The following is an 18,642-nucleotide window of genomic DNA, read 5'->3' on the forward strand; positions in this document are numbered from 1 at the left end:
CAGAACTCCTCCTGATCAGTTCGCTGATTGGTTGGGGACCCGGCCCAGCAGGTTGTTCTTGGCGGAATGTGCTGCTGGGCCGGGGCGGGCTACTTGACGCTGTCGTCCAGGCCCAGGCGCTTACGGGTGCTGGCCGACAGGACCTGCGTGGAGACCTCCGGGGAACCGAGGTTCCAGTCGAACATCCGGGCAGCGGCGGCGGTGATCTTCCGGTGGTCGAACGCGAGCGGGATCTCGTCGCACAGCACGGCTTTCAGCGGGACCCACTCCACGGCGGCAGCGTCATCGCGCGCGACTGCGTCCTTCCGGTACTGGATCTCGGTCGCGAACGCCACCGAGACGACGTGCCCCCTCGGATCCCGTCGCGGGTCGTCATAGACCCCCACCCGCTGGACACTTCGGACGGAAACACCAGTCTCTTCGGCGAGCTCCCGGATGGCGGCGTCCTTCAGCCACTCCCCGGCCTCGACGTAGCCGCCCGGCAGTGCCCAGTGGCCCTGGAACGGTTCGTCGCGGCGCTGGATCAGCAGCACGTGTGGGTTCGACGGGTTGGCGAAGACCACGGCGTCGACGACCAAGTCGGGGTTGGGCGGCCATTCCTGCTGTTCGCTCATCTCGATACCTCCTGTTCTCGGTGTGCTCAGAGCTGGCCGGCGTACTGCTCGATCTGGCCGATGGCCTCTTTGACCTGGTTCTGGAACTGGTCGAGCTGGTCACGGAGCTGGGTGTAGACCGCCATTGCCTGCTGCGGGCCGTCCTGGCTGCTCTCGGTCGCCCCGGCGTTGGTGAGCTGCGTGACGATCTCGTCGAGCTGCGTCCAGGCCTCCCGCAGCGCGCCGCTGGCGAACCGGGCCTTCTCGTTGCTGCTGGACATCACCTGACGGATGACGTCGATACCCACTGCGCTACCTCCAGAAGTCGTTGCTGCTGCGGTGGTACGGGATGCCGGAACCGGCGCGGCCGTCGTCGGTGAACCCGGCGGCTGCGGTGTGGCGGCGGCAATCACCGAACGGGTATGTGCCGCGCTCAGCCGCCCGAACTGGCGGAGGTTCAGGGCAACCTCGCTCATCTGCTTCCAGGTGACGCGGTCAGAAACCATCTGCTCCGCCAGCACTGCACCGAGCACCGGGACTTCGAACCCAGTCAGCTCGGCGCTCACCACCATGTCGTCAAGCGCGGACTGGGAAAGGTCGATCCGGTCGGCGTCGGTGAGCGCATGACCTTGCTCCTCCAACCACCGCTTGCCTGCCATCGCCCCGGCCAGGTACATCGCCTCGAGCTGGTCATTCCGGAACTGGAAGCCCTTCTCGAAGCGCCAACCGACACGGCCGCCGAACTCGGCGCTGGTGGGGTCGTCGGCCAGCTCGGCAACGGTCATCGGGTAGCCGAACTCCAGGCCAACAACGGCATGCCCCGCCTCGTGCGCGGCGTTCAAATCGCGCTTCTCCCAGGACGAGAGTTCAGGGAAGAGGTGGACGTTGAACGGGCCGCGGGTGGCCAGCAGCCGATCGATCGTGTCGCTGCAGGTCCCACAGTCCGACCAGTCATTGGCCCGCATCCGCTGCCAGCGCCTGCCCCACGTCCACGGGAACTCCAGAACATCCGCAGTGCACTCGCGGCACAGGATGTCGGTCCACCGGATCGGCGCATCCATCAGGCTGCCCCCACCGTGGCGGTCAGCAGCGCCGCGACGCCCAGCCACAACCAGTGCCAGGACTGATCCAGCGCATAGGCGCCCGTGCCCAGCGACGGGTTGTCGTCCTTGCCGGTGCGGGGCGCACCCAGCCGGTAGAACTCGGCGTTGCCCAGCAGCTCCGCCAGGCGGGAGAGGGTGAAGCGGCGGTCGGCCCAGTAGTGCGTCACGGCGCTGATCGCCTGTCCAAGGACGAACCCGGCCGGTGAGATCGGCAGCCCCAGGACCGTCCACACCAGACCCACCGCCAGGCCGGTCACCAGCGTGTAGCTCGCGACGTGCTTGAAGCACGCCCACCGGCCCGCCCCATCCGGGCGCCCCTTGTTCGCGGCCTGGTGCGAGGTCTGCACCCAGTGGTCGGCCACGTTGTGCGCGACCAGCAGCGACGGCAACACCGCCGCGAACGTCACCGCGGAATCCAGCATCATCACGCCGCCTCCCCCAGGTTGGGAGCCATGTCGGATGGGGTGCGGTCGGTGACCACGGTGATCAGGCGGAGACCGGCGTTGTTCGTGCGCCTCTGCTGGCGGCGCAAGCGGGTCTGCTCGCTGGGGCCCAGGTCGGACCAGGCGTAGGGCGAGGCGGGCCACACCTGCGCTCCCAACTCCTCCGCGATCACCGCGTCCCAGTAGTCACGCACGGACAGGCGCTCCCACTCGGGCAGCTCGGCTTCGCAGAACGCCAGCTCTTCCGCGCTGGCGGTCGGCTCCTCGTGCATCTCGCTCCCTCCCGATGTCTTGCGACATCTTCGATGTTTGAAGACATTAAGGGTGGGGGGGTTGCTGTGTCAACCCCGTGTCTTAAGACGTTTTGGCGGTACCCTGATCACGTGGTTACGAACGAAGCCCAAGAGGACAAACGCCCAGCTAGCCGACGTGTGGCGGATGAGCTACAGAAGTTGATCGACTCTGGCGAGCTCGCGCCGGGCGATCCGTTGCCGACGTACCGGCAGCTTGCGAAAGAGCACGATGTCGCAGTCAATACCGCGATGAGTGCAGTCCGTCTGCTGCGCGAGTCCGGTGCCGTGACGATCCGGCCGAACGCTGGCGCGCGAGTCAGTGACCAGACGGAAGACGTTGACGTCGCTGAGGAACTTGGGCGGGCACGCGCGGAGGTCGGCGAGCTGCGCACGCAGGTTCAGCACGTCAATGCCAAGCTGGCGGACCTTGAGGAGCGGCTCGGGTTGCTCGCTGATCGAGCCATCAAGGGGTAGCCGCTGGCCGGACCGGCTCGATCTCAGGTCAGCTAGCCGATGACGGCTTGCAGGAAGGTGGCAACCTGCTCGACCGCGGCCGTTGCCGTCGCCCAAGCCGTCTTGAACCACTGTGCGGCGTCCGTCGGGTTCTTCAGAACGAGGACCACCAACGCGGCCAAGAACAGCAATCCCAACACCTTCTTGCCCGTGCCGCCGCCGTTCATCACCGGGAACGGCATCTGGTTCTTCGCCATCGTCAACTCCTTTGAGGTGTCCGCGAACGGCTGCGTTGACCTGCCGAAATCTCTCGGCGGTAGCCGTTTTCGCTGTCATGCCTCAAGAATCGTCGGAGTTTGCGAGGATGAGTAGATGAGTCGGTGGTGAGTCGGTGGTGAGTCGCGAGGATCACCAGCCGTCTACCAGGTAAAACGCGAGGGGAGTCCTTTGGTGGATGACTCGATGACGCCGCTGAAGCGGGCGCGGCTTGCGAGCAAAATGTCGCAGGGTGACGTCTGCGCTCGCCTTCGCGAACTTCGGCGGAAGCGTGGAGCCATGCCGCCAAAGGACTCCAGCCTCAAGCGGATGTACATAGAGTGGGAACAGGGGCGAGTCAGTCCATCTGAGTGGCGGGACGAACTCTGCGAACTGTTTCAGCTGCCCCCCGCCGCACTTGGCTTTGTCGAGGTTGCGCCGCCGCCGTCGATCGAGCTGCCGTCAGTTCTTGACGTGCTTCGACTGGATGCGGAGCTGGTGGAGATGCTGGAGAGCCAGACGGATCATTACCGGCTGATGGACCGCCGAGTCGGAGCGGCGATCATCCCGCAGACCGTTGCGCACGTCGAGCACATGCAGCAGCTACTTCGGAATGCGCTGCCTGGCAAGCACTTCTCGGCAGCTGCGGTCGCTCTTGCGGAAGGCGCCGCGCTTGCTGGGTGGCAAGCGCTCGATGCGGGCGACATCACGAAGGCTTGGAATCTCCACGACATCGCCAAGTCGGCAGCGCGGCAGAGCGACGACCCGGCGGCGCTCGCGCACGTCACAGCCCAGCAGGCGTATGCGCTACTCGATGCCGGCCGGGCGGCCGACGCCGTCGAGCTAATCCAATACGCCCACACCCCGCAAACTGCGAAGCGGGTTCCGCCGCGGCTTCGCGCGTGGCTTGCGGCGGCCGAGGCCGAGTTCCTCGCTGCTGCGGGCCAGGGGGAGCAAGCGCGCCGGATGTTGGATCAGGCCGCCGAAGTGCTTCCAGCGGGAGACTCCGACCCGGACTTGCCGTACCTCATGCTGAACGAAACGCATTTGTCGAGGTGGCGTGGCCACTGCCTCGCTCGACTTGGTGCGAGCGAGGCAGTGGATGCGTTGACCACAGCTCTCGACGGCGATCAGGCGCTGTCGTCTAAGCGGGCCGAGTCGAGCCTCCGTGTCGATCTCGCTCTTGCCCTCAGAAGTCGCGGCGACATGGTGGGCTCGAAGGAGCATGCCCGCAGGGCGGGGGAGCTTGCGGGCAGAACCGGGTCTGCCCGACAACGCGCCCGCATTGCCGACCTTTTGGCGAGCTAGTCAGTTCCCCTGCCAAGAGCAAGGAAGTGGAGCAGGCCGACCAGGGTGCCCGAATTCTGGATCTCTCCGTCCCGGATCAACTTGGGGACGCGATCCAACGGCACCCATTCGAACTTCCCCTCGTCGAGCTCGGTCGGGTCTCCGACGAGCTCCGCGCCGCGCCCCAAGAACACGTGATGCGGGTTGCGGAGCATTCCGACGGCGGGTTCGAACGTGACCAGGGGCTCCAGCGAACGAGGCCGGTACCCGGTCTCTTCGACCAGCTCACGTTCCGCGGTCTGCTTCGGGTCCTCGCCAGCGTCGATGATCCCGCCGGGGAGCTCCCAATTCCAGAGGTCAGGGGCGAAACGGTGCCGCCAGGCCATCAGCACGTTGGTGCCCGAGTCGTCGATCAGCACCGTCATGGCTGGCGGCGGAAACCACACGGTGTGGTGCTCGAACCGATTGCCGGATGGCTGCGAGATGTCGGCTAGGCCGACACGGACCCAGTCGCTGTTGTAGACGGTGCGCTCGCCATGAACGGTCCATTTCGACTCTTCATTGACCACAGGTGGTCAGCCTTTCTGCTCGACTTGCTGCCGTCCGAGCCGCACCCCGCGTCTCGCCTCCCAGTCTCCCACTGTGCAGGGCCTCGGAGCGGGGTTGATCGGCGACGTAGGTAGTCGGTAGGGCGCAGCTGCAGGGGGCGTGTACCGCGCTCTCAGGCCCTGCAAGCTGCCAAAACTCGCAGCCTCAGAAGCTCGTAGAAGCGATGGGAGGGGCGGGCGGTAGTCGGGGGAGGGGCAAACAGGCTCGGGGCAGCTCGCCTGCCCGGATTGGCGATCAATCGAACTTGCGTTCTAGGCTGTTGATGCTGGCGACGGAGGGGAAGTCCGTGGCCAGTCAGCGGGCCGGTCGCCATACCCGAGGCGACGCGGCCCGCGCTCATAGCTGGGGCAGCTGCACGGTCGCGACGGGTCTCAGTTCGGGTCTCGTTCACCGCCGTTCGCCGAGGTTCTCCAAGGTCCGTGATGACGCCTTGAACAGGGCAAACGGGCTTCACGAACGCTGCCGAACGGATGATCGTAGACCTGAAAAGCGGAAGGTCGGCGGTTCGACCCCGCCCCTGGCCACCAACACGAGCTGCGATCAAGCCCTCACCGATCAGGTGGGGGCTTTTTTCGTGCCCGGGAGTCCAGGACGCAGTCGACGGCCGTGTGCAGGGTGCCGGTCTCGGACTGCGTCCTGGAGCTCGCGCTGCGTCGGGGAAGTGGTACCTGAGCGAACCCGTGCTCACCCCGGCCCGCGCCAGCGGGAACTGACCCCGCGGATCTGGGGTGACGCGGCGCGCGCCCCGTCGCTTACTACGCGACCGGGCTCCGTCCGGAGATCGTCATCTGCGCTGTCGGGTTGGGGCCGTGGGCGTTCACGAGGGCAGTTCGGTCTCGACCAGGGCGACGAGCTGGTCGGCGGCCGCGGCGGTGTCGTAGGCCGGATCGCCGAGCTGTTCGGCGACGATCGCGTCGATCCCGCCGCTGATGATGATCGCCAGGGTGCGCAGGTCGGTTCGCGGATCCGGGCCCGCCGCTTCGAGGATCTGCGCGAGCGGGCGCCACCGCTCGGCGGACTCGTGCTTGGCGGTGTCGTTGGTCATCGCTTCCGTGATCATCCTGGTGTGCCGGGGATGTTCGCGCAGGTGGCCGATCATCGACCGGATGTAGGCCGCGGGCCCTCGCGCGGGTTCCGCCGCCTCCACCGCGGCGGCGACCTCTGCGACCAGCGCGGTCAGGACGTGCTCGTACGCGGCGCGGACCACCGCGTCCTTCGACGGGAAGTGGTAGAGCACGGCCGCCTTCGTGATGCCGGCGCGTTCGGCGATCCGGGCCAGCGAGGTGCCCGCGTAGCCGTGCTCGGCGACCTGCTCGACCGTGGCCTCGATCAGCTGCCTGCGTCGGGCGCGCTCGGTCAGCGTCAGCTCGGATTCCGCTCGCTCTCTCCTTGACATGGTCCGTATTCTACCAACCGGTCAGAGATTTTACCGATCGGTCAGGAGTATCGTGAGCAGCTCGAAACGTCGTCGTCGGTGGCTCATCGCGCTGGGAGTCGTCGCCGGACTCGTGGTGGTCACCGCCTTCGCCACGCGCACGCCCTCGCCCGTCGGGCACTGGGACGGAGCGGAGGGGCGCGATCGCTTCATGGCGGCCTACGACAGGGCGTTCCAGGATCTGCCCGCGGTCGCGGACACGGTCGATGTGCGCACCGACTACGGCGTCGTCCGCTTCTACCGCTTCGCAGGCCGCGGCGAGGCCTCGGCGCCGCTGGTGCTCCTCCCCGGGAGGTCTTCGGGCAGCCCGGTGTGGGCGGACAACATGCCGTCGCTGCTGGAGGTCGGCGACGTCTACACCGTGGATCTGCTCGGCGAGCCGGGCCGGAGCGTCCAGGACCGCCCGATCGTCGACGACGCGGATCAGGCGGCCTGGCTGCACCAGGCGCTCGCCGGGCTGCCCGAGGAGCGGTTCCACCTGGTCGGGCTCTCCATCGGCGGGTGGAGCGCGGCCAACCTGGCGATCCGGCAGCCCGATCTCGTCGCCTCCCTGACCCTGGTCGACGCGGTCTTCGTCTTCGACGACCTGCCGCTGGGCACCATCGTGCGGTCCATCCCGGCCACCATGCCGTGGTTGCCGAAGTCCTGGCGCGACGGCTTCAACTCCTACACGGCGGGCGGCGCTCCGGTCGAGGACGTGCCGGTCGCGCGGATGATCGAGGCCGGGATGCAGCACTACCAGCTGCGCCTGCCGCAGCCGACGCGCATCACCGAGGAGCAGCTGGCCGGGCTGGACGTGCCGGTCCTGGCGCTCATCGCCGGTCGGTCCGTCATGCACGACCCGGAGGTGGCCGCCGCGACTGCCGAACGCGCGCTGCCCGCAGCGGCGGTTCGCGTCTACCCCGAGGCCTCCCACGCCATCAACGGCGAGTACCCGGACCAGATCGCCGCCGACATCGCGGAATTCGTGGGAGCGCGAGTCTGAACTGAACGCATTATGAAACCGCTTGTGAAATGCAATCGGACTGAGCTAGTGTTCGGGCGTTCACGCAGGGCTCCTCAACGGGAAGGCCGGGCATGCGCAACATCGAGACCGTCAACACCTACCTCGACGGTTTCCGCAAGAACGACCACGAGCAGATCCTGTCCTGCCTGACCGACGACATCCGCTGGACGGTCTTCGGCGGCTTCCAGGTGACTGGCAAGGAGGCGTACGACCGGAACATCGACGGCGCCCCGGTGTTCATCGACCCGCCCGAGCTGGAGGTCGTGCGGATGGTCGAGCAGGGCGACGTCGTGATGGCCGAGCTCGTCGGCGTGGCGAAGCGCGCTGCGGGCGGCGAGATGCGCATGTCGATGGCGGAGGTGTTCGTCATGCGCGAGGGCAAGATCGCCGAGCGACGCGCCTGGGTGGTCGAGCTCAAGGAGAACGACTTCCGCTGATCGCCGGGATGTGATGGTGGTCACGGCTCCCTCGAACGGCCTCCCGGTGTGGGCATCGGCCTCGATGCTCCCGGGAGCCGATCTTCGGGAGGAGCGTCATGGTCGATCTCCGAGAGCCGTCCGCTGAGCAGGGGCCACGCACCAACGGCCTCGCCATCGCATCGCTGATCGTGTCGGTGGTCGGGCTCATCAGCTGCTGCGGAGGCCTGCTCATCGGGCCGGTCGGGGCGATCCTCGGGCATCGGGCGCTGGCGGCGGTCAGGCGCGACCCGGGCCGCTACGGCAACCGGGGTCTGGCACTCGCCGACGTCATCGTGGGCTGGATCGCCTTCGCCCTCGGATGTTCGGCGTCCTCTACTTCTTCCTCACCGCGCCGGCCCAGACCGCCGAAATGCTGCGTGGCATCTTCGGATAGCCGAGACGTTCGTCCGGTGTGTCCGGGCGACCGCATATCCTTGGCGACCTGATGTCTGCGACTCTCGTTGCCACCAATCTCGCCGCCGGGCACGGCGACCGCTCCTTGTTCTCCGGGCTCGACCTCGTCGTGGCCCCCGGTGACGTCATCGGGCTCGTCGGGGCCAACGGCGCCGGGAAGTCGACGTTGCTGCGACTGCTCGCCGGGCTCGACGCACCGGAGCACGGGGGCCTGCGGCTCTCCCCGGCCACCGCCACCGTCGGCTACCTGCCGCAGGAGCCCGACCGCCGCCCTGGCGAGACGGTGAGCCAGTTCCTCGCCCGTCGCACTGGCGTAGCCGCGGCGCAGCGCGCGATGGACGACGCCACCGCCGCTCTCGCCGAAGGCGCGGCCGGTGCGGATGACGCCTACGCCGAGTGCCTGGAGCGCTGGCTGAACCTGGGCGGTGCTGACCTGGAGGAGCGCGCCGAGGGCGTGGCCGACCAGCTCGGTCTGACCGTCGAGCTCGACCAGCCCATGACCTCGCTGTCCGGCGGGCAGGCCGCGCGCGCCGGGCTCGCCTCGCTGCTGCTGTCCCGCTACGACGTGTTCCTGCTGGACGAGCCCACGAACGACCTCGACCTCGAAGGCCTCGAACTCCTCGAGGACTTCGTGCGCGGGCTGCGCGCCGGGACGGTCGTCGTCAGCCACGACCGCGAGTTCCTGGCGCGCACCGTCAACAAGGTCCTGGAACTCGACCTCGCCCAGCAGCAGATCAACCTCTACGGCGGCGGCTACGACGCCTACCTGGAGGAACGCGACGTGGCACGGCGCCACGCTCGCGAAGCGTACGAGGAGTACGCCGACAAGAAGTCCGCGCTGGAGGAGCGCGCCAGGATGCAGCGCTCCTGGATGGACAAGGGCGTCCGCAACGCCCGCCGCAAGGCCACCGACAGCGACAAGATCAGCCGCAAGACGCGCTCCGAAGCGTCCGAGAAGCAGGCCGCCAAGGCGCGGCAGACCGAACGGCTCATCGAGCGGCTGGACGTCGTGGCGGAACCGCGCAAGGAGTGGGAGCTGCGGATGGAGATCGCGGCGGCGCCCCGCTCCGGCGCGGTCGTCGCCTCGCTGCGCGGCGCGGAGCTGCGGCGCGGCGACTTCACCTTCGGCCCGGTGACGTTGCAGATCGACTGGGCGGATCGCGTCGCGATCACCGGGGCCAACGGTTCCGGCAAGTCGACGCTGCTCGGCGCGCTCCTGGGCCGCGTGGAACTGGACGCGGGGACCGCTGCGCTCGGTTCCGGGGTCGTCATCGGCGAGATCGACCAGGCCCGAGCCCTGTTCCACGGCTCCGAGTCACTGCTCGACGCGTTCTGCGCCGCCGTGCCGGACACCGCGCCGGCCGACGTCCGCACGCTGCTCGCCAAGTACGGGCTCAAGGCCGACCACGTGCTGCGCCCGGCCACCACGCTCTCGCCCGGCGAGCGCACGCGCGCCGCGCTCGCGCTGCTGCAGGGGCGAGGCGTCAACCTGCTGGTGCTCGACGAGCCGACCAACCACCTCGACCTGCCCGCCATCGAGCAGCTGGAATCGGCGCTCGACTCCTACCCGGGCACGCTGCTGCTCGTGACCCACGACCGCCGGATGCTCGACGCGGTCCGCACCAACCGCCGCCTGGAGATGGCCGCCGGAAAGCTGACCGAGCTGACCGTCTGAGCTGCGCTTTCGGTGCTGCCGAAGTAGGGACGCCCCCGCGCTCAACCGGCCTGGGGGTTACCGGGAGTGCGGGGGCGTCAAGGTCCACCCCTGGGGGTCAGGTGGACGGCGTCCATGCTACTGCGTGGTATCCGAGATGTCTCTAGGGGCAGAGATCTTTTTTCTCGCGGACCGTCGTGAACCTGAGGAAGAACTGGGTCAGCGGACCTATCGCCGCTGCGTACAGCACTGTTCCCACGCCGACTGTGCCGCCGAGCACCCAGCCGACGGCGAGCACGCAGAGCTCGATAGTGGTGCGGACCACTCGGATCGACCAGCCGGTGCGGGCGTGCAGGCCGGTCATCAGGCCGTCCCGCGGGCCTGGACCCAACCGCGCGCCGACGTACACCGCGGTGGCGATCCCGTTCAGCACGATCGCGGAGACCATTAGGGCGATCCGGCCGGGGAGTGCGCTCAGCTGCGGTGTCAGCGCGAGGGTGAGGTCCACCGCGACCGCGATGACGACGACGTTGGCCACTGTGCCGATGCCCGGCCGCTGCCGCAGCGGTAGCCAGGCCAGCAGGACGAGCACGCCGGTCAGCGCGGTGACCGCGCCGAAGCTCCAGCCCAGCCGCTCGGCCAGGCCTTGGTGCAGGACGTCCCACGGGTCCAGGCCCAGCTGCGCGCGGACCATGAAGCCCATGCTGATCCCGTAGGCGGCCAAGCCGGCGAACAGCTGCGCGAGCCGGAAGACCGGTCGAGTCCGGATCGGGAGCGGCGAGAGGTCCACTTGGACCGTTGCGGAGGCCATGGGCTCTTTATAGAACAGGATTGGCCTTAAAATCGATGGCCAATCCAGTTACATTGGATCCATGGTGTTCACGACGTCGGCCCAGATCCACGGGCGCAAGCTGGTCGAACTGCTCGGTTCCTGGCACGGTTCCGACCGCCCGTCGTCGCAGCTGCTCGCCGCCGCGGTGCGGCACCTGGTGCTGGACGGGCGGCTGCCGCCGGGGACCAGGCTGCCCGCCGAGCGCGAGCTCGCGGAAAGCCTCGGCGTCAGCCGGACGCTGATCGCCCGGACGCTGGACCGGCTCCGCGAGGAGGGCTTCGCGGCCAGCCGCCGCGGCGCGGGGTCGTGGATCAGGCTGCCGGATTCGGAGCGGGGCAACGAGGCCCACGGCGGCTGGTTCCCGCCCGAGGACGCCGAGGTGCTGAACCTCGCGCAGGCCACGCCCAGCGCGCCACCGGAGCTGTGCGCGGCGGTCGACCGGGCGCGGCTCCGCCTGGCCGAGCAGCTGCCCGGGCACGGTTACCAGCCGCACGGCCTGCCCGTCCTGCGGGAGCGGCTGGCGGAGCGGTTCACCCGGCGCGGGCTGCCGACGACGCCGGAGCAGATCCTGGTCACCAACGGCGCGCAGCACGCCTTCGCGCTGGTGCTGCGGATGCTGGTCTCACCGGGCGAGCGCGTGCTCGTCGAGCACCCGACCTACCCGAACGCGCTGGAGGCGCTGCGCGGGATCAACGCCATGCCGGTGGCGGTGCCGATGGTCGAGCACGGCTGGGACCTGGAGCTGCTGACCGCGAACCTGCGCCAGACCTCGCCGCGGCTGGCCTACCTGATCCCGGACTTCCACAACCCGACCGGCATCCGGCTGCCCGCCGAAGGCCGCGAGCGGCTGGCCCGCGCACTGGCCCGGACCTGCACGAACGCGGTCGTCGACGAAACGCTGGTGGACATCGACCTGACCGGCGAGCGGCCACCGCCGCCGATGGCCGCGCTGACCGACCGGGTGATCACCATCGGTTCGGCCAGCAAGTCGTTCTGGGGCGGCCTGCGGCTCGGCTGGATCCGGGCCTCCGAGGAGTTCGTGCAGCGCATGGTCGTCGGCCGCGCCGCACTGGACCTGGGCAGCGCGGTGTTCGAGCAGCTCGTCCTGGCCGAGCTGCTGACCGACGCCGACGAGGTGCTGGCACGTCGGTGCGCCGAAGCGGTCGAGCGGCGGCAATGCCTGGTGGACGCCCTGCACGAGCACCTGCCGAACTGGCGCTTCCGGATCCCCGACGGCGGTCTGGCGCTGTGGTGCGACATCGGCGCGCCGGTGAGCAGTCGCCTCGCGGTGGTGGCCGAGCAGCACGGCGTGCGGGTCGCCCCGGGTGCGCGGTTCTCGGTGAACGGCTCGCTGGAGAACTGGATTCGCCTGCCGTACACGCTGCCCGGTGATCAGCTCGTGGAAGCCATCCGCCGCCTGGCCGCGGCGACCACCGCGGTACCCGGCGGTGGCCCGACGGCGCTCACCGCACCCATCGCCTGAGAGCACCGACGGCGAATCCGTCCGCGCTTGTGCAGAGCGGCACCAGCCGCTTGGACCACCTCAGCGAAGTGACCGCGGGTTCTGCGGGCGCAGTCCGCGGACGACCGCCCCGGATTCGCCGGGACGGCCGCCCGCACGCCGCCGACCGCTCGTCGGCACGGCCCCTCGTCGTGCCGATGAGCGTCTCGCGCGGCAGGTGTCGCCCCGGTGCCGCAGGGGCATTTGCGGCACCGGGGCTTGGGGCCCACGCCTTCACGGTTCGGCAGGTCAGAGACGTCGCCGGGAGGCTGGTGGGACCCCGATCCGACCCGGCCGGGCGCAGACGGCCGACTCGGAGCTGGGTGCGCGTGCGATAACCAGAGTCACCGCCGAAGCGGTTCGGTGCAGCGTCAGTCGGGTGATGCCGACGGTTCGGCGGATGCCAGGCCCGCGACCGGGCGATTCTCCGGGCGGGTCGAGCTGACCGCCGACGGGCGGGTCAGGCTCGGTCCGGTCGGGAGGACGACCAGCGCGCTCCGCAGGTCGTTGACCCCGCCGCCGGTTCCGGGAGCGGGCTGCGGAGAGGTGTCGTGGTCGCCGTCGTCCAGCGGGGCTTCGTCGGCCGATTCGGGTTCGGTGGGCGCACGCGGTTCCGCCGGGCTGCGGGGGTGCGTGCGCGGCACGGCGACCGGTTCCGCTGGCAGCAGCACGGCCTGCGCGGGACGGGGTGGTGCCGCGGAGGGCTGCTGCACCGGCGGTGGCGCGGTCGGCGCTGCCGCCGGGGTCGGCACCGGTTCTTCGATCGCAGCAGGGGATTCGGATTCCTGCGCGTCGAGGGGTGCCGGCGGTTCGATCTCCACGACGTCGGGCTGCGCGGGTTCTGGCCGCTGCACCTCGTCCAGCACGGGGCGCAGGTCGTCCAGGCGCGGTGGCGCGACGTCCGGTCGGGCAGGGGTGATTTCGATCCGCGGCTGCTCGACGTCGGGCAGCTCGACGGCCTCGGCGGCCGAGCTGCCGCCGAGCCATCCGCCGACGCACAGGCCGCTGAACAGCGAAACCCGCGCGATGAGCAGGGCGAGCCGCGATCCGGGACCACGCCGCGCGCAGTTTCCGGTCACGTTCACCACCGCCTGTCGGTCGGGTCCGCGCGGTCGGGCGCGGCATCAGCGTTGGTTGCGCCATGATCGGCGCCGTTGGTGGCATTCAACCATTTCGAGCGGCGGTTTCGCGCCACCGACCGCGAGGAGAACAGCGGTTGGTCCAGCATTCTCCACGCAATCGGGCGACTAGGGAAGATCCCCCGTCCCGTCGGTCGGGTGAGTCCGGCGCCGGGGTCGGCGTGTCCGCTGTGGACGGATCCGGCCGTGGGCACAGTGTCCGCTGTGGATCAGGGAAGTGGAACCCGGCTCGGCATCGCTGAACTCCGGCAGCTGTGGTCCGCCTACGGGCACGACCTGCTGGTGCACGACCCGGGCGGACGCGGTGAATGCCTGGTGCGGCGCGGTGAGCTGATCGCGACGGCGGAGGCGCTGGACCCGGTGCTGGATCGGTACCGGAGGTGGGTCGAGGACGTGCAGCACGATGACGACCTGCTGCTGGCCAGGGTCCGGTTGCGCGGTGCGGAGCGAGACCGCTGCGTCGACATGGCGCGCGAGACGGCCGGTGTCGCGGCCAATCACGTGCACTTCGGCTGCCCGGTGATGTACGGAACACCCGTTATGTACGGAACCGGTGCGCAAGCGCAGGAGGCGCCGCCGGTCCCGGAACCGCCTGCGGCGCAGTGGGAACCGCCGGTGGTGGTCGGAGTGCTGGACACCGGCTGCGATCCGCACCCGTGGTTCCGGGACCGGCCGTGGTTCGAACCGGTTCCGGAGGTGCTCGACGCCGACGACGACGCGGGGCAGGACCGGCAGGCGGGCCACGGCACGTTCGTCAGCGGCGTTCTGCTGCAGCACGCGCCCGGAGCGGTGCTCCGGACCCAGCGGGTGCTCTCCTCGCTCGGTTTCACCGACGACTACACCGTGGTCGCCGGGCTGCGCTCGCTGCGGCTGGCCGCCGCCTCGCGCGGCGAGCACCTCGGAGTCGTCGTGCTGACCGCCGGCTGCCACACCGCCGATGACGAGTGCCCGCCGATCCTGCGCGACGAGCTGGCGCACTGGTCGGGCTCGGTGGTCGTCGCGGCGGCCGGGAACCAGGGGCTGAGCAGGCCGTTCTGGCCGGCGGCGCTGCCGTCGGTGGTGGCCGTCGCCGCCACCGGCTCGGACGGAGCGGTGGCGGAGTTCTCGAACTTCGGGCCCTGGGTGGACGCCGTCGCGCCGGGAGTCGCGGTGACCAGCAGCTTCGTGCGCATGACCGGCAACGGCGGCCGCGACTTCGGCTTCGCGAGCTGGAGCGGCACGTCCTTCGCGGCGCCGCGGGTGGCAGCTGCCATCGCCACCGCGCTGCACGAGCGCCGCGCTCCGGACGAAGCGACGCGGCTCTTCCAACCCCGCCCCGCGTAGAGCTCGGCCGCGGGTGCGGCCGAGGAGTTGATCACCCGATATCGCCCGGGATCGCTACCCGTTCGAGCGGTAATCGGCTTGAAGTGAATCTGTGCGGCCTGCTCGCTCCTCTATTTACCCGGGGGCACGAAGATCCGGGAGCGGGGAGGAACAGGTCGTGCACGAGGTCGGGGAGACCGGCGCCGCGGCGGTGTTGTTGCACCGGGCGGCGGCCGGTGATCAGCAGGCGTGGCGGGAGCTGGTGGACCGCAACGCGCCGGTGGTCTGGGGTGTGTCGCGGGCGTTCTCCGCGAATGCCGCGGATGCCGAGGACATCTGCCAGGCGACGTGGCTGCTGCTGGCGGAGAACCTTGAGCGACTGCGCGATCCGGAGTCGCTGTCCGCGTGGTTGGTGACCACCGCGCGCCGGGAATCGCTGCGGCTGCACCGCGCTCGGCAGCGGGAATCGCCGGTCGGGCTGGATGCGGAGGCGCTCGTCGGTGCCGAGCACGCCGAGGCACCGGAGCACAAGGTGCTGCGGGCGTGGACGAGTTCGCGGTTGGCGCAGTCCTTCGCCGAGCTGCCGCAGCGCTGCCAGCAGCTGCTGCGCGTGCTGGCGGTCGCGCCGGAGGCGAGCTATGCGCAGGTCAGCGAGGCCCTGGGCTGGCCGCGCGGCACCATCGGGCCGAAGAAGAGCCGCTGCCTGGCGGAGCTGCGGCGGCGCATGCTCGCCAGCGACGTGCCCGAGGAGGTGGCGGGATGAACGGGGGACTGCCGAGCGAACTGCGCGAGCTGCGGGAGCTGTTCCGGTGCAGCGATCCCGTTCCGGAGCGCGCGCTCGCGGGCGCCTACGCGGCGATGTCGCGCCGGATGGCTTACCAGGACGCGGATTCGCTGCGGTTGATCGGGGATTCGGCGGAGTCGTCGGCCAAGGTGCGCTCCATCGGCCCGGCGGAGCCGCGGGTGCTCACCTTCGCGATGCCGGGCCGGGTGCTGGAACTGGACCTGGCCCCGGTCGCCGAAGACCGGTACCAGGTCTCCGGGCTCGTGCTGAACCGAGCGGGCGGAACGCCCCCGACCGGGGACGTGGTGCTGCGGCACCGGTCCGGTGAGTGCGCGGGTGCGCTGGACGAGCACGGTGCGTTCCGGGTGCTGGACGTCCCGCGCGGTCCGCTGAGCGTGGTGTTCCGGCCGCTGCGGTCGGCGCCCGCCGTCGCGGATTGGCTGGTCTGTTGAGCGCCGGTGCGGCGGTGGCGCCGCTGGACCGGATCGGCGCCGCGCTGTGGTGGCGGGACAACGCCAGCTCGGCGCCGGAAGCCGCGATGCGCAAGGCGGTGGAGCTGCTGTCGGGCCCGGACGGCGAACTGCGCGTGCTGGCAAGGCACATCGCGGCGCTGGCCGCCGTCGAGCAGGGACGGGTGCGGCAGGCGCACCGGCACGCCCGGCTCGGGCTCGCCGCGGCGCGCCGTGCGGAACGGTGGCAGCTGGCCGCCCAGCTGCAGCTCACGCTGGCGTGGATCGAGATGGAGCGAGGTGATGTCGACGCCAGTTGGGCGAACCTGGTCGCGGCCGAACCTCGGCTGCCCGCCGCCGAGCAGGGCAGAGCCGCCTGCCTGCGCGGGTTGCTGCACTGCCAGGGCGATCAGCACCAGCAGGCGCGCGTCGAGCTGACCCGGGCGTTGCGCAGCCTGCGGGCCGACGACGATCGGCGCTGGACGGCCAACGCGCTGATGGGGCGCGGGCTGGCCAACCTGTACTCGAACCGGTTGGTGGCGGCGGAGAACGATCTGTCCGCCGCGGAGCGGGTCTTCGCGGCGGGTGGGCAGCCGGCGCGGGCCGCGGGATGTCGGCACAACCGGGGCTGCGTCGCGTTCCGCGCCGGTGACCTGCCGCGTGCGCTCCGGTTGTTCGAGGAAGCGGTCGCGGCGGGCCTGGACGTGCGATCGAGCCCGGAGGCACTGGTCGACCGGGCGGAAGCGCTGGCCGCAGCCGGGCTGGCCACCGACGCGAGAGCGGTGATGGAGCAGGCAGCGGAGCGGTTGGCCGCCTGCGGACGGGCCGGGCGGCTCGCGGACACCAGGCTGGCGCTTGCCGGCTGCGCGCTGCGTGCCGACGACCTGCCCGCCGCAGTGCAGGCGGCGAACAGCGCGCGGCGCTTGTTCCGCGCGCAGCGCCGTCCCGCTCTGGCTGCGGTGGCGACTGCCGTCGCGTGGCAGGCGAAGCTGCGCGCAGGCCAGTGCTCGCGGTACGCCCTGTCGGCGGCGCGGCGAGCGGCTGCGGCGTGCGCGGACTCCGGCTCGATCGGCACGGCCGCAGAACTCCGGCTCACTGCGGGCAGATGTGCGGCTGGGGCCGGAATGCGCACGGCGTCCCGGAAGCTCTTCGCCATGTGCGCGCCGCTGCGCGAAGCCGCGTCGGCGCCTCCGCAGCACCGGGCGTTGGGCTGGTTGGCCGAAGCGCTGCTGGCCGAGCAGGACGACGACCTGGAGCGGTTGTTCGAGGCGTGCCAGGGCGGATTGCGCGCCGTGGACAGCCAGCTCTCCGACATGGTGGCGTTCGAGCTGCGGGCGCACACCGCGGGACTGGCGGCCGAGCTCGGCGATCTCGCGGTCGGTGCCGCGCTGCGCACCGGGGACCCCGAGCTGGTGCTGAACTGGACGGAGCGGTCCCGGGCCAGCGCCCTACACCGCAGAGCCCTGCGTCCGCCGGTGGATTCGAAGCTGAACTCGGCCCTGGTGCGGTTGCGCTCGGCGGTGCGGGAGACCCGGAGCACGCGCGGCCCGCTGCGGGTCGTCGCGGGATTGGAGGAGCAAGTCCGGCACCGCGCGATGCTGGTGGAGGGCCGGACCAGCGGGCTTCCGGGGCCGTGCGGACTGGGCGAGGTGAGCGGTGTGCTCGGCGAATCCGCTCTGCTGAGCCTGTGCTCGCACCGCGGCCGGTTGTTCGCGGTGTCCATTGTGGAAGGAGAGGTTCGGCTGCACGTGCTCGGTCCGGAGGGCAGCGCGCACACGCAGGCGGCCAGGCTCCGGCACCTGCTCTCCAGGCAGGCTGCCGGTACCGCGCCGCGTGCTGCGCCGATGTTCGAGCACGGCGCCCGGCAGGCAGCGGAGGAGTTGCAGGCGCAGCTCCTGGATCCGCTGTTGCCGGTGCTCGGGCGCAAGCGCCCGCTGGTGGTGATCCCGACCGGGCGGCTGCACGTGCTGCCCTGGGCGGCGCTGCCCGCGTGCCGCGGCCGGAGCGTCACCGTGGCGCCGTCCGTGCGCTGCTGGCTGCGTTCGGCGCTGGACGCGCGCGCCGCCGATCCGGCGGGCACGGCGGTGTGGATCGCCGGGCCCGGGCTGGACCACGCGGAACGCGAAGTGCGGGCGCTGCACGGTGCGGCGGGCGGTCGGCTGCTGACCGGGGCGGTTGCCACCACCGAACGCGTTCTGTCCACTGTGGATGGAGCAGCGGTGGTGCACATCGCCGCGCACGGCCGCTTCCGCGACGACCAACCGCTGCTGTCCTGCCTGGACCTCGCGGACGGCCCGCTCTACGCCTACGACCTGGACAGGCTGCACCGGGGCCCGGCCACGGTAGTGCTGTCGGCGTGCGATGTGGGCAGGTCGGCGGTCGGCCGAGGAGATCAGCTGAGCGGCCTGGCGACCACGCTCCTCGGCCGCGGCACGGCAACGGTGATCGCCAGCGTCGTCCCGGTCCCCGACGAGCGCACGGTGGACGTGATGACCTCGCTGCACAGATCACTCAGCAGCGGAGTGGCACCGGCCGAAGCCCTCGCCGCCGCCCAGGCCGAACACGGCGAGTCCGGTTTCGTCTGCCTCGGCTACGGAGGTGATCGATGACAGCAGGCTGAGCCGGGCTCGGC

At 70.4% G+C, this 18,642-nt stretch carries 20 protein-coding genes; 11 read left to right on the forward strand and 9 right to left on the reverse strand.

Going from position 1 to position 18,642, the window contains the following annotated elements; all coding sequences use genetic code 11:
* Window positions 1–89: 89 nt before the first annotated feature.
* Genes ATL45_RS15700 through ATL45_RS15715 form a run of 4 tightly spaced genes read right to left on the reverse strand, consistent with a single transcriptional unit; the run spans window position 90 to window position 2,411 of the window.
* Window positions 90–614, reverse strand: coding sequence for an NUDIX domain-containing protein (locus ATL45_RS15700; protein ID WP_093145641.1), 525 nt, complete (start codon window positions 612–614; stop codon window positions 90–92).
* Between the two features lie 26 nt (window positions 615–640).
* On the reverse strand, window positions 641–1,654 hold the full coding sequence (locus ATL45_RS15705; protein ID WP_093145642.1) for a hypothetical protein: 1,014 nt from the start codon (window positions 1,652–1,654) through the stop codon (window positions 641–643).
* The gene (locus ATL45_RS15710) at window positions 1,654–2,121 is read right to left on the reverse strand and encodes a DUF3307 domain-containing protein (RefSeq protein WP_211841235.1); all 468 of its coding nucleotides are present in this window, start codon (window positions 2,119–2,121) and stop codon (window positions 1,654–1,656) included. The genes ATL45_RS15705 and ATL45_RS15710 overlap by 1 nt, the downstream gene beginning before the upstream one ends.
* On the reverse strand, window positions 2,121–2,411 hold the full coding sequence (locus ATL45_RS15715) for a hypothetical protein (RefSeq protein ID WP_093145643.1): 291 nt from the start codon (window positions 2,409–2,411) through the stop codon (window positions 2,121–2,123). The genes ATL45_RS15710 and ATL45_RS15715 overlap by 1 nt, the downstream gene beginning before the upstream one ends.
* Before the next feature lie 111 nt (window positions 2,412–2,522).
* On the opposite strand from ATL45_RS15715, the gene ATL45_RS15720 reads away from it, so the two are divergent.
* Complete coding sequence (locus ATL45_RS15720; protein ID WP_170210252.1) at window positions 2,523–2,906, forward strand: GntR family transcriptional regulator; 384 nt, start codon at window positions 2,523–2,525, stop codon at window positions 2,904–2,906.
* A 32-nt stretch (window positions 2,907–2,938) separates the two neighbouring features.
* On the opposite strand, the gene ATL45_RS15725 is transcribed toward ATL45_RS15720, so the two are convergent.
* Window positions 2,939–3,142, reverse strand: coding sequence for a hypothetical protein (locus tag ATL45_RS15725; RefSeq protein WP_093145645.1), 204 nt, complete (start codon window positions 3,140–3,142; stop codon window positions 2,939–2,941).
* 193 nt (window positions 3,143–3,335) lie between these two features.
* On the opposite strand from ATL45_RS15725, the gene ATL45_RS15730 reads away from it, so the two are divergent.
* Entirely contained in the window at window positions 3,336–4,448 is a 1,113-nt protein-coding gene (locus tag ATL45_RS15730) for an NsdA family TPR-like regulatory protein (protein WP_246025367.1), read from the forward strand.
* On the opposite strand, the gene ATL45_RS15735 is transcribed toward ATL45_RS15730, so the two are convergent.
* Both ATL45_RS15735 and ATL45_RS15740 read right to left on the reverse strand, forming a co-directional pair.
* Window positions 4,445–4,996 (reverse strand): NUDIX hydrolase, encoded by a 552-nt coding sequence (locus tag ATL45_RS15735; protein WP_093145647.1) that lies wholly within the window; start codon window positions 4,994–4,996, stop codon window positions 4,445–4,447. The two genes, ATL45_RS15730 and ATL45_RS15735, sit on opposite strands and share 4 nt — an antisense overlap.
* Window positions 4,997–5,853: 857 nt before the next feature.
* Entirely contained in the window at window positions 5,854–6,432 is a 579-nt protein-coding gene (locus ATL45_RS15740) for a TetR/AcrR family transcriptional regulator (protein ID WP_093145648.1), read from the reverse strand.
* Between the two features lie 52 nt (window positions 6,433–6,484).
* On the opposite strand from ATL45_RS15740, the gene ATL45_RS15745 reads away from it, so the two are divergent.
* The 4 genes from ATL45_RS15745 (at window position 6,485) to ATL45_RS15760 (ending at window position 10,024) form a co-directional block, all read left to right on the forward strand.
* Window positions 6,485–7,456, forward strand: a complete 972-nt coding sequence (locus ATL45_RS15745; protein ID WP_246025368.1) for an alpha/beta fold hydrolase — start codon at window positions 6,485–6,487, stop codon at window positions 7,454–7,456.
* Between the two features lie 92 nt (window positions 7,457–7,548).
* Entirely contained in the window at window positions 7,549–7,914 is a 366-nt protein-coding gene (locus ATL45_RS15750) for a nuclear transport factor 2 family protein (RefSeq protein WP_093145650.1), read from the forward strand.
* Window positions 7,915–8,012: 98 nt separating this feature from the next.
* Entirely contained in the window at window positions 8,013–8,381 is a 369-nt protein-coding gene (locus tag ATL45_RS15755; protein ID WP_246025369.1) for a DUF4190 domain-containing protein, read from the forward strand.
* A complete protein-coding gene (locus ATL45_RS15760) occupies window positions 8,381–10,024 on the forward strand; it encodes an ABC-F family ATP-binding cassette domain-containing protein (protein WP_093145651.1) in 1,644 nt (547 codons plus the stop codon). Before ATL45_RS15755 ends, ATL45_RS15760 begins: the two co-directional genes overlap by 1 nt.
* A 142-nt stretch (window positions 10,025–10,166) precedes the next feature.
* Here ATL45_RS15760 and yczE read toward each other — a convergent pair whose 3' ends face one another.
* Window positions 10,167–10,814, reverse strand: coding sequence for a membrane protein YczE (gene yczE / locus ATL45_RS38865; RefSeq protein WP_170210253.1), 648 nt, complete (start codon window positions 10,812–10,814; stop codon window positions 10,167–10,169).
* 61 nt (window positions 10,815–10,875) lie between these two features.
* Here yczE and yczR point away from each other — a divergent pair, with 61 nt between their 5' ends.
* Window positions 10,876–12,318: a MocR-like transcription factor YczR gene (gene yczR, locus ATL45_RS15770; protein ID WP_093145652.1), complete on the forward strand. Its 1,443-nt coding sequence runs from the start codon at window positions 10,876–10,878 to the stop codon at window positions 12,316–12,318.
* A gap of 389 nt (window positions 12,319–12,707) precedes the next feature.
* Here yczR and ATL45_RS15775 read toward each other — a convergent pair whose 3' ends face one another.
* Window positions 12,708–13,415, reverse strand: a complete 708-nt coding sequence (locus tag ATL45_RS15775; protein ID WP_143121521.1) for a hypothetical protein — start codon at window positions 13,413–13,415, stop codon at window positions 12,708–12,710.
* 264 nt (window positions 13,416–13,679) lie between these two features.
* Between ATL45_RS15775 and ATL45_RS15780 the strand changes: the two genes are divergently transcribed.
* From ATL45_RS15780 to ATL45_RS15795, 4 genes are all read left to right on the forward strand, one after another.
* Window positions 13,680–14,798, forward strand: a complete 1,119-nt coding sequence (locus ATL45_RS15780; protein ID WP_246025370.1) for a S8 family peptidase — start codon at window positions 13,680–13,682, stop codon at window positions 14,796–14,798.
* A gap of 157 nt (window positions 14,799–14,955) precedes the next feature.
* The gene (locus tag ATL45_RS15785; RefSeq protein ID WP_093145654.1) at window positions 14,956–15,540 is read left to right on the forward strand and encodes an RNA polymerase sigma factor; all 585 of its coding nucleotides are present in this window, start codon (window positions 14,956–14,958) and stop codon (window positions 15,538–15,540) included.
* Window positions 15,537–16,013: a hypothetical protein gene (locus tag ATL45_RS15790; protein WP_093145655.1), complete on the forward strand. Its 477-nt coding sequence runs from the start codon at window positions 15,537–15,539 to the stop codon at window positions 16,011–16,013. The genes ATL45_RS15785 and ATL45_RS15790 overlap by 4 nt, the downstream gene beginning before the upstream one ends.
* Window positions 16,010–18,619 carry a CHAT domain-containing protein gene (locus ATL45_RS15795; protein WP_246025371.1) on the forward strand — a complete coding sequence of 870 codons (2,610 nt, stop codon included), beginning with the start codon at window positions 16,010–16,012 and terminating at the stop codon, window positions 18,617–18,619. Before ATL45_RS15790 ends, ATL45_RS15795 begins: the two co-directional genes overlap by 4 nt.
* Window positions 18,620–18,642: the final 23 nt, after the last annotated feature.

The sequence above is a fragment of the Saccharopolyspora antimicrobica genome (assembly GCF_003635025.1).
GTDB lineage: Bacteria > Actinomycetota > Actinomycetes > Mycobacteriales > Pseudonocardiaceae > Saccharopolyspora > Saccharopolyspora antimicrobica.

What these genes read in the sequence shown, in the direction of transcription:
- ATL45_RS15715 (WP_093145643.1), bottom strand. Translation starts at nt 2,411, where the DNA reads ATGCACGAGGAGCCGACCGCCAGCGCGGAAGAGCTGGCGTTCTGCGAA.
- ATL45_RS15710 (WP_211841235.1), bottom strand. Translation starts at nt 2,121, where the DNA reads ATGATGCTGGATTCCGCGGTGACGTTCGCGGCGGTGTTGCCGTCGCTG.
- ATL45_RS15790 (WP_093145655.1), top strand. Translation starts at nt 15,537, where the DNA reads ATGAACGGGGGACTGCCGAGCGAACTGCGCGAGCTGCGGGAGCTGTTC.
- ATL45_RS15755 (WP_246025369.1), top strand. Translation starts at nt 8,013, where the DNA reads ATGGTCGATCTCCGAGAGCCGTCCGCTGAGCAGGGGCCACGCACCAAC.
- ATL45_RS15740 (WP_093145648.1), bottom strand. Translation starts at nt 6,432, where the DNA reads ATGTCAAGGAGAGAGCGAGCGGAATCCGAGCTGACGCTGACCGAGCGC.
- ATL45_RS15760 (WP_093145651.1), top strand. Translation starts at nt 8,381, where the DNA reads ATGTCTGCGACTCTCGTTGCCACCAATCTCGCCGCCGGGCACGGCGAC.
- yczR (WP_093145652.1), top strand. Translation starts at nt 10,876, where the DNA reads ATGGTGTTCACGACGTCGGCCCAGATCCACGGGCGCAAGCTGGTCGAA.
- ATL45_RS15750 (WP_093145650.1), top strand. Translation starts at nt 7,549, where the DNA reads ATGCGCAACATCGAGACCGTCAACACCTACCTCGACGGTTTCCGCAAG.
- yczE (WP_170210253.1), bottom strand. Translation starts at nt 10,814, where the DNA reads ATGGCCTCCGCAACGGTCCAAGTGGACCTCTCGCCGCTCCCGATCCGG.
- ATL45_RS15700 (WP_093145641.1), bottom strand. Translation starts at nt 614, where the DNA reads ATGAGCGAACAGCAGGAATGGCCGCCCAACCCCGACTTGGTCGTCGAC.
- ATL45_RS15705 (WP_093145642.1), bottom strand. Translation starts at nt 1,654, where the DNA reads ATGGATGCGCCGATCCGGTGGACCGACATCCTGTGCCGCGAGTGCACT.
- ATL45_RS15725 (WP_093145645.1), bottom strand. Translation starts at nt 3,142, where the DNA reads ATGGCGAAGAACCAGATGCCGTTCCCGGTGATGAACGGCGGCGGCACG.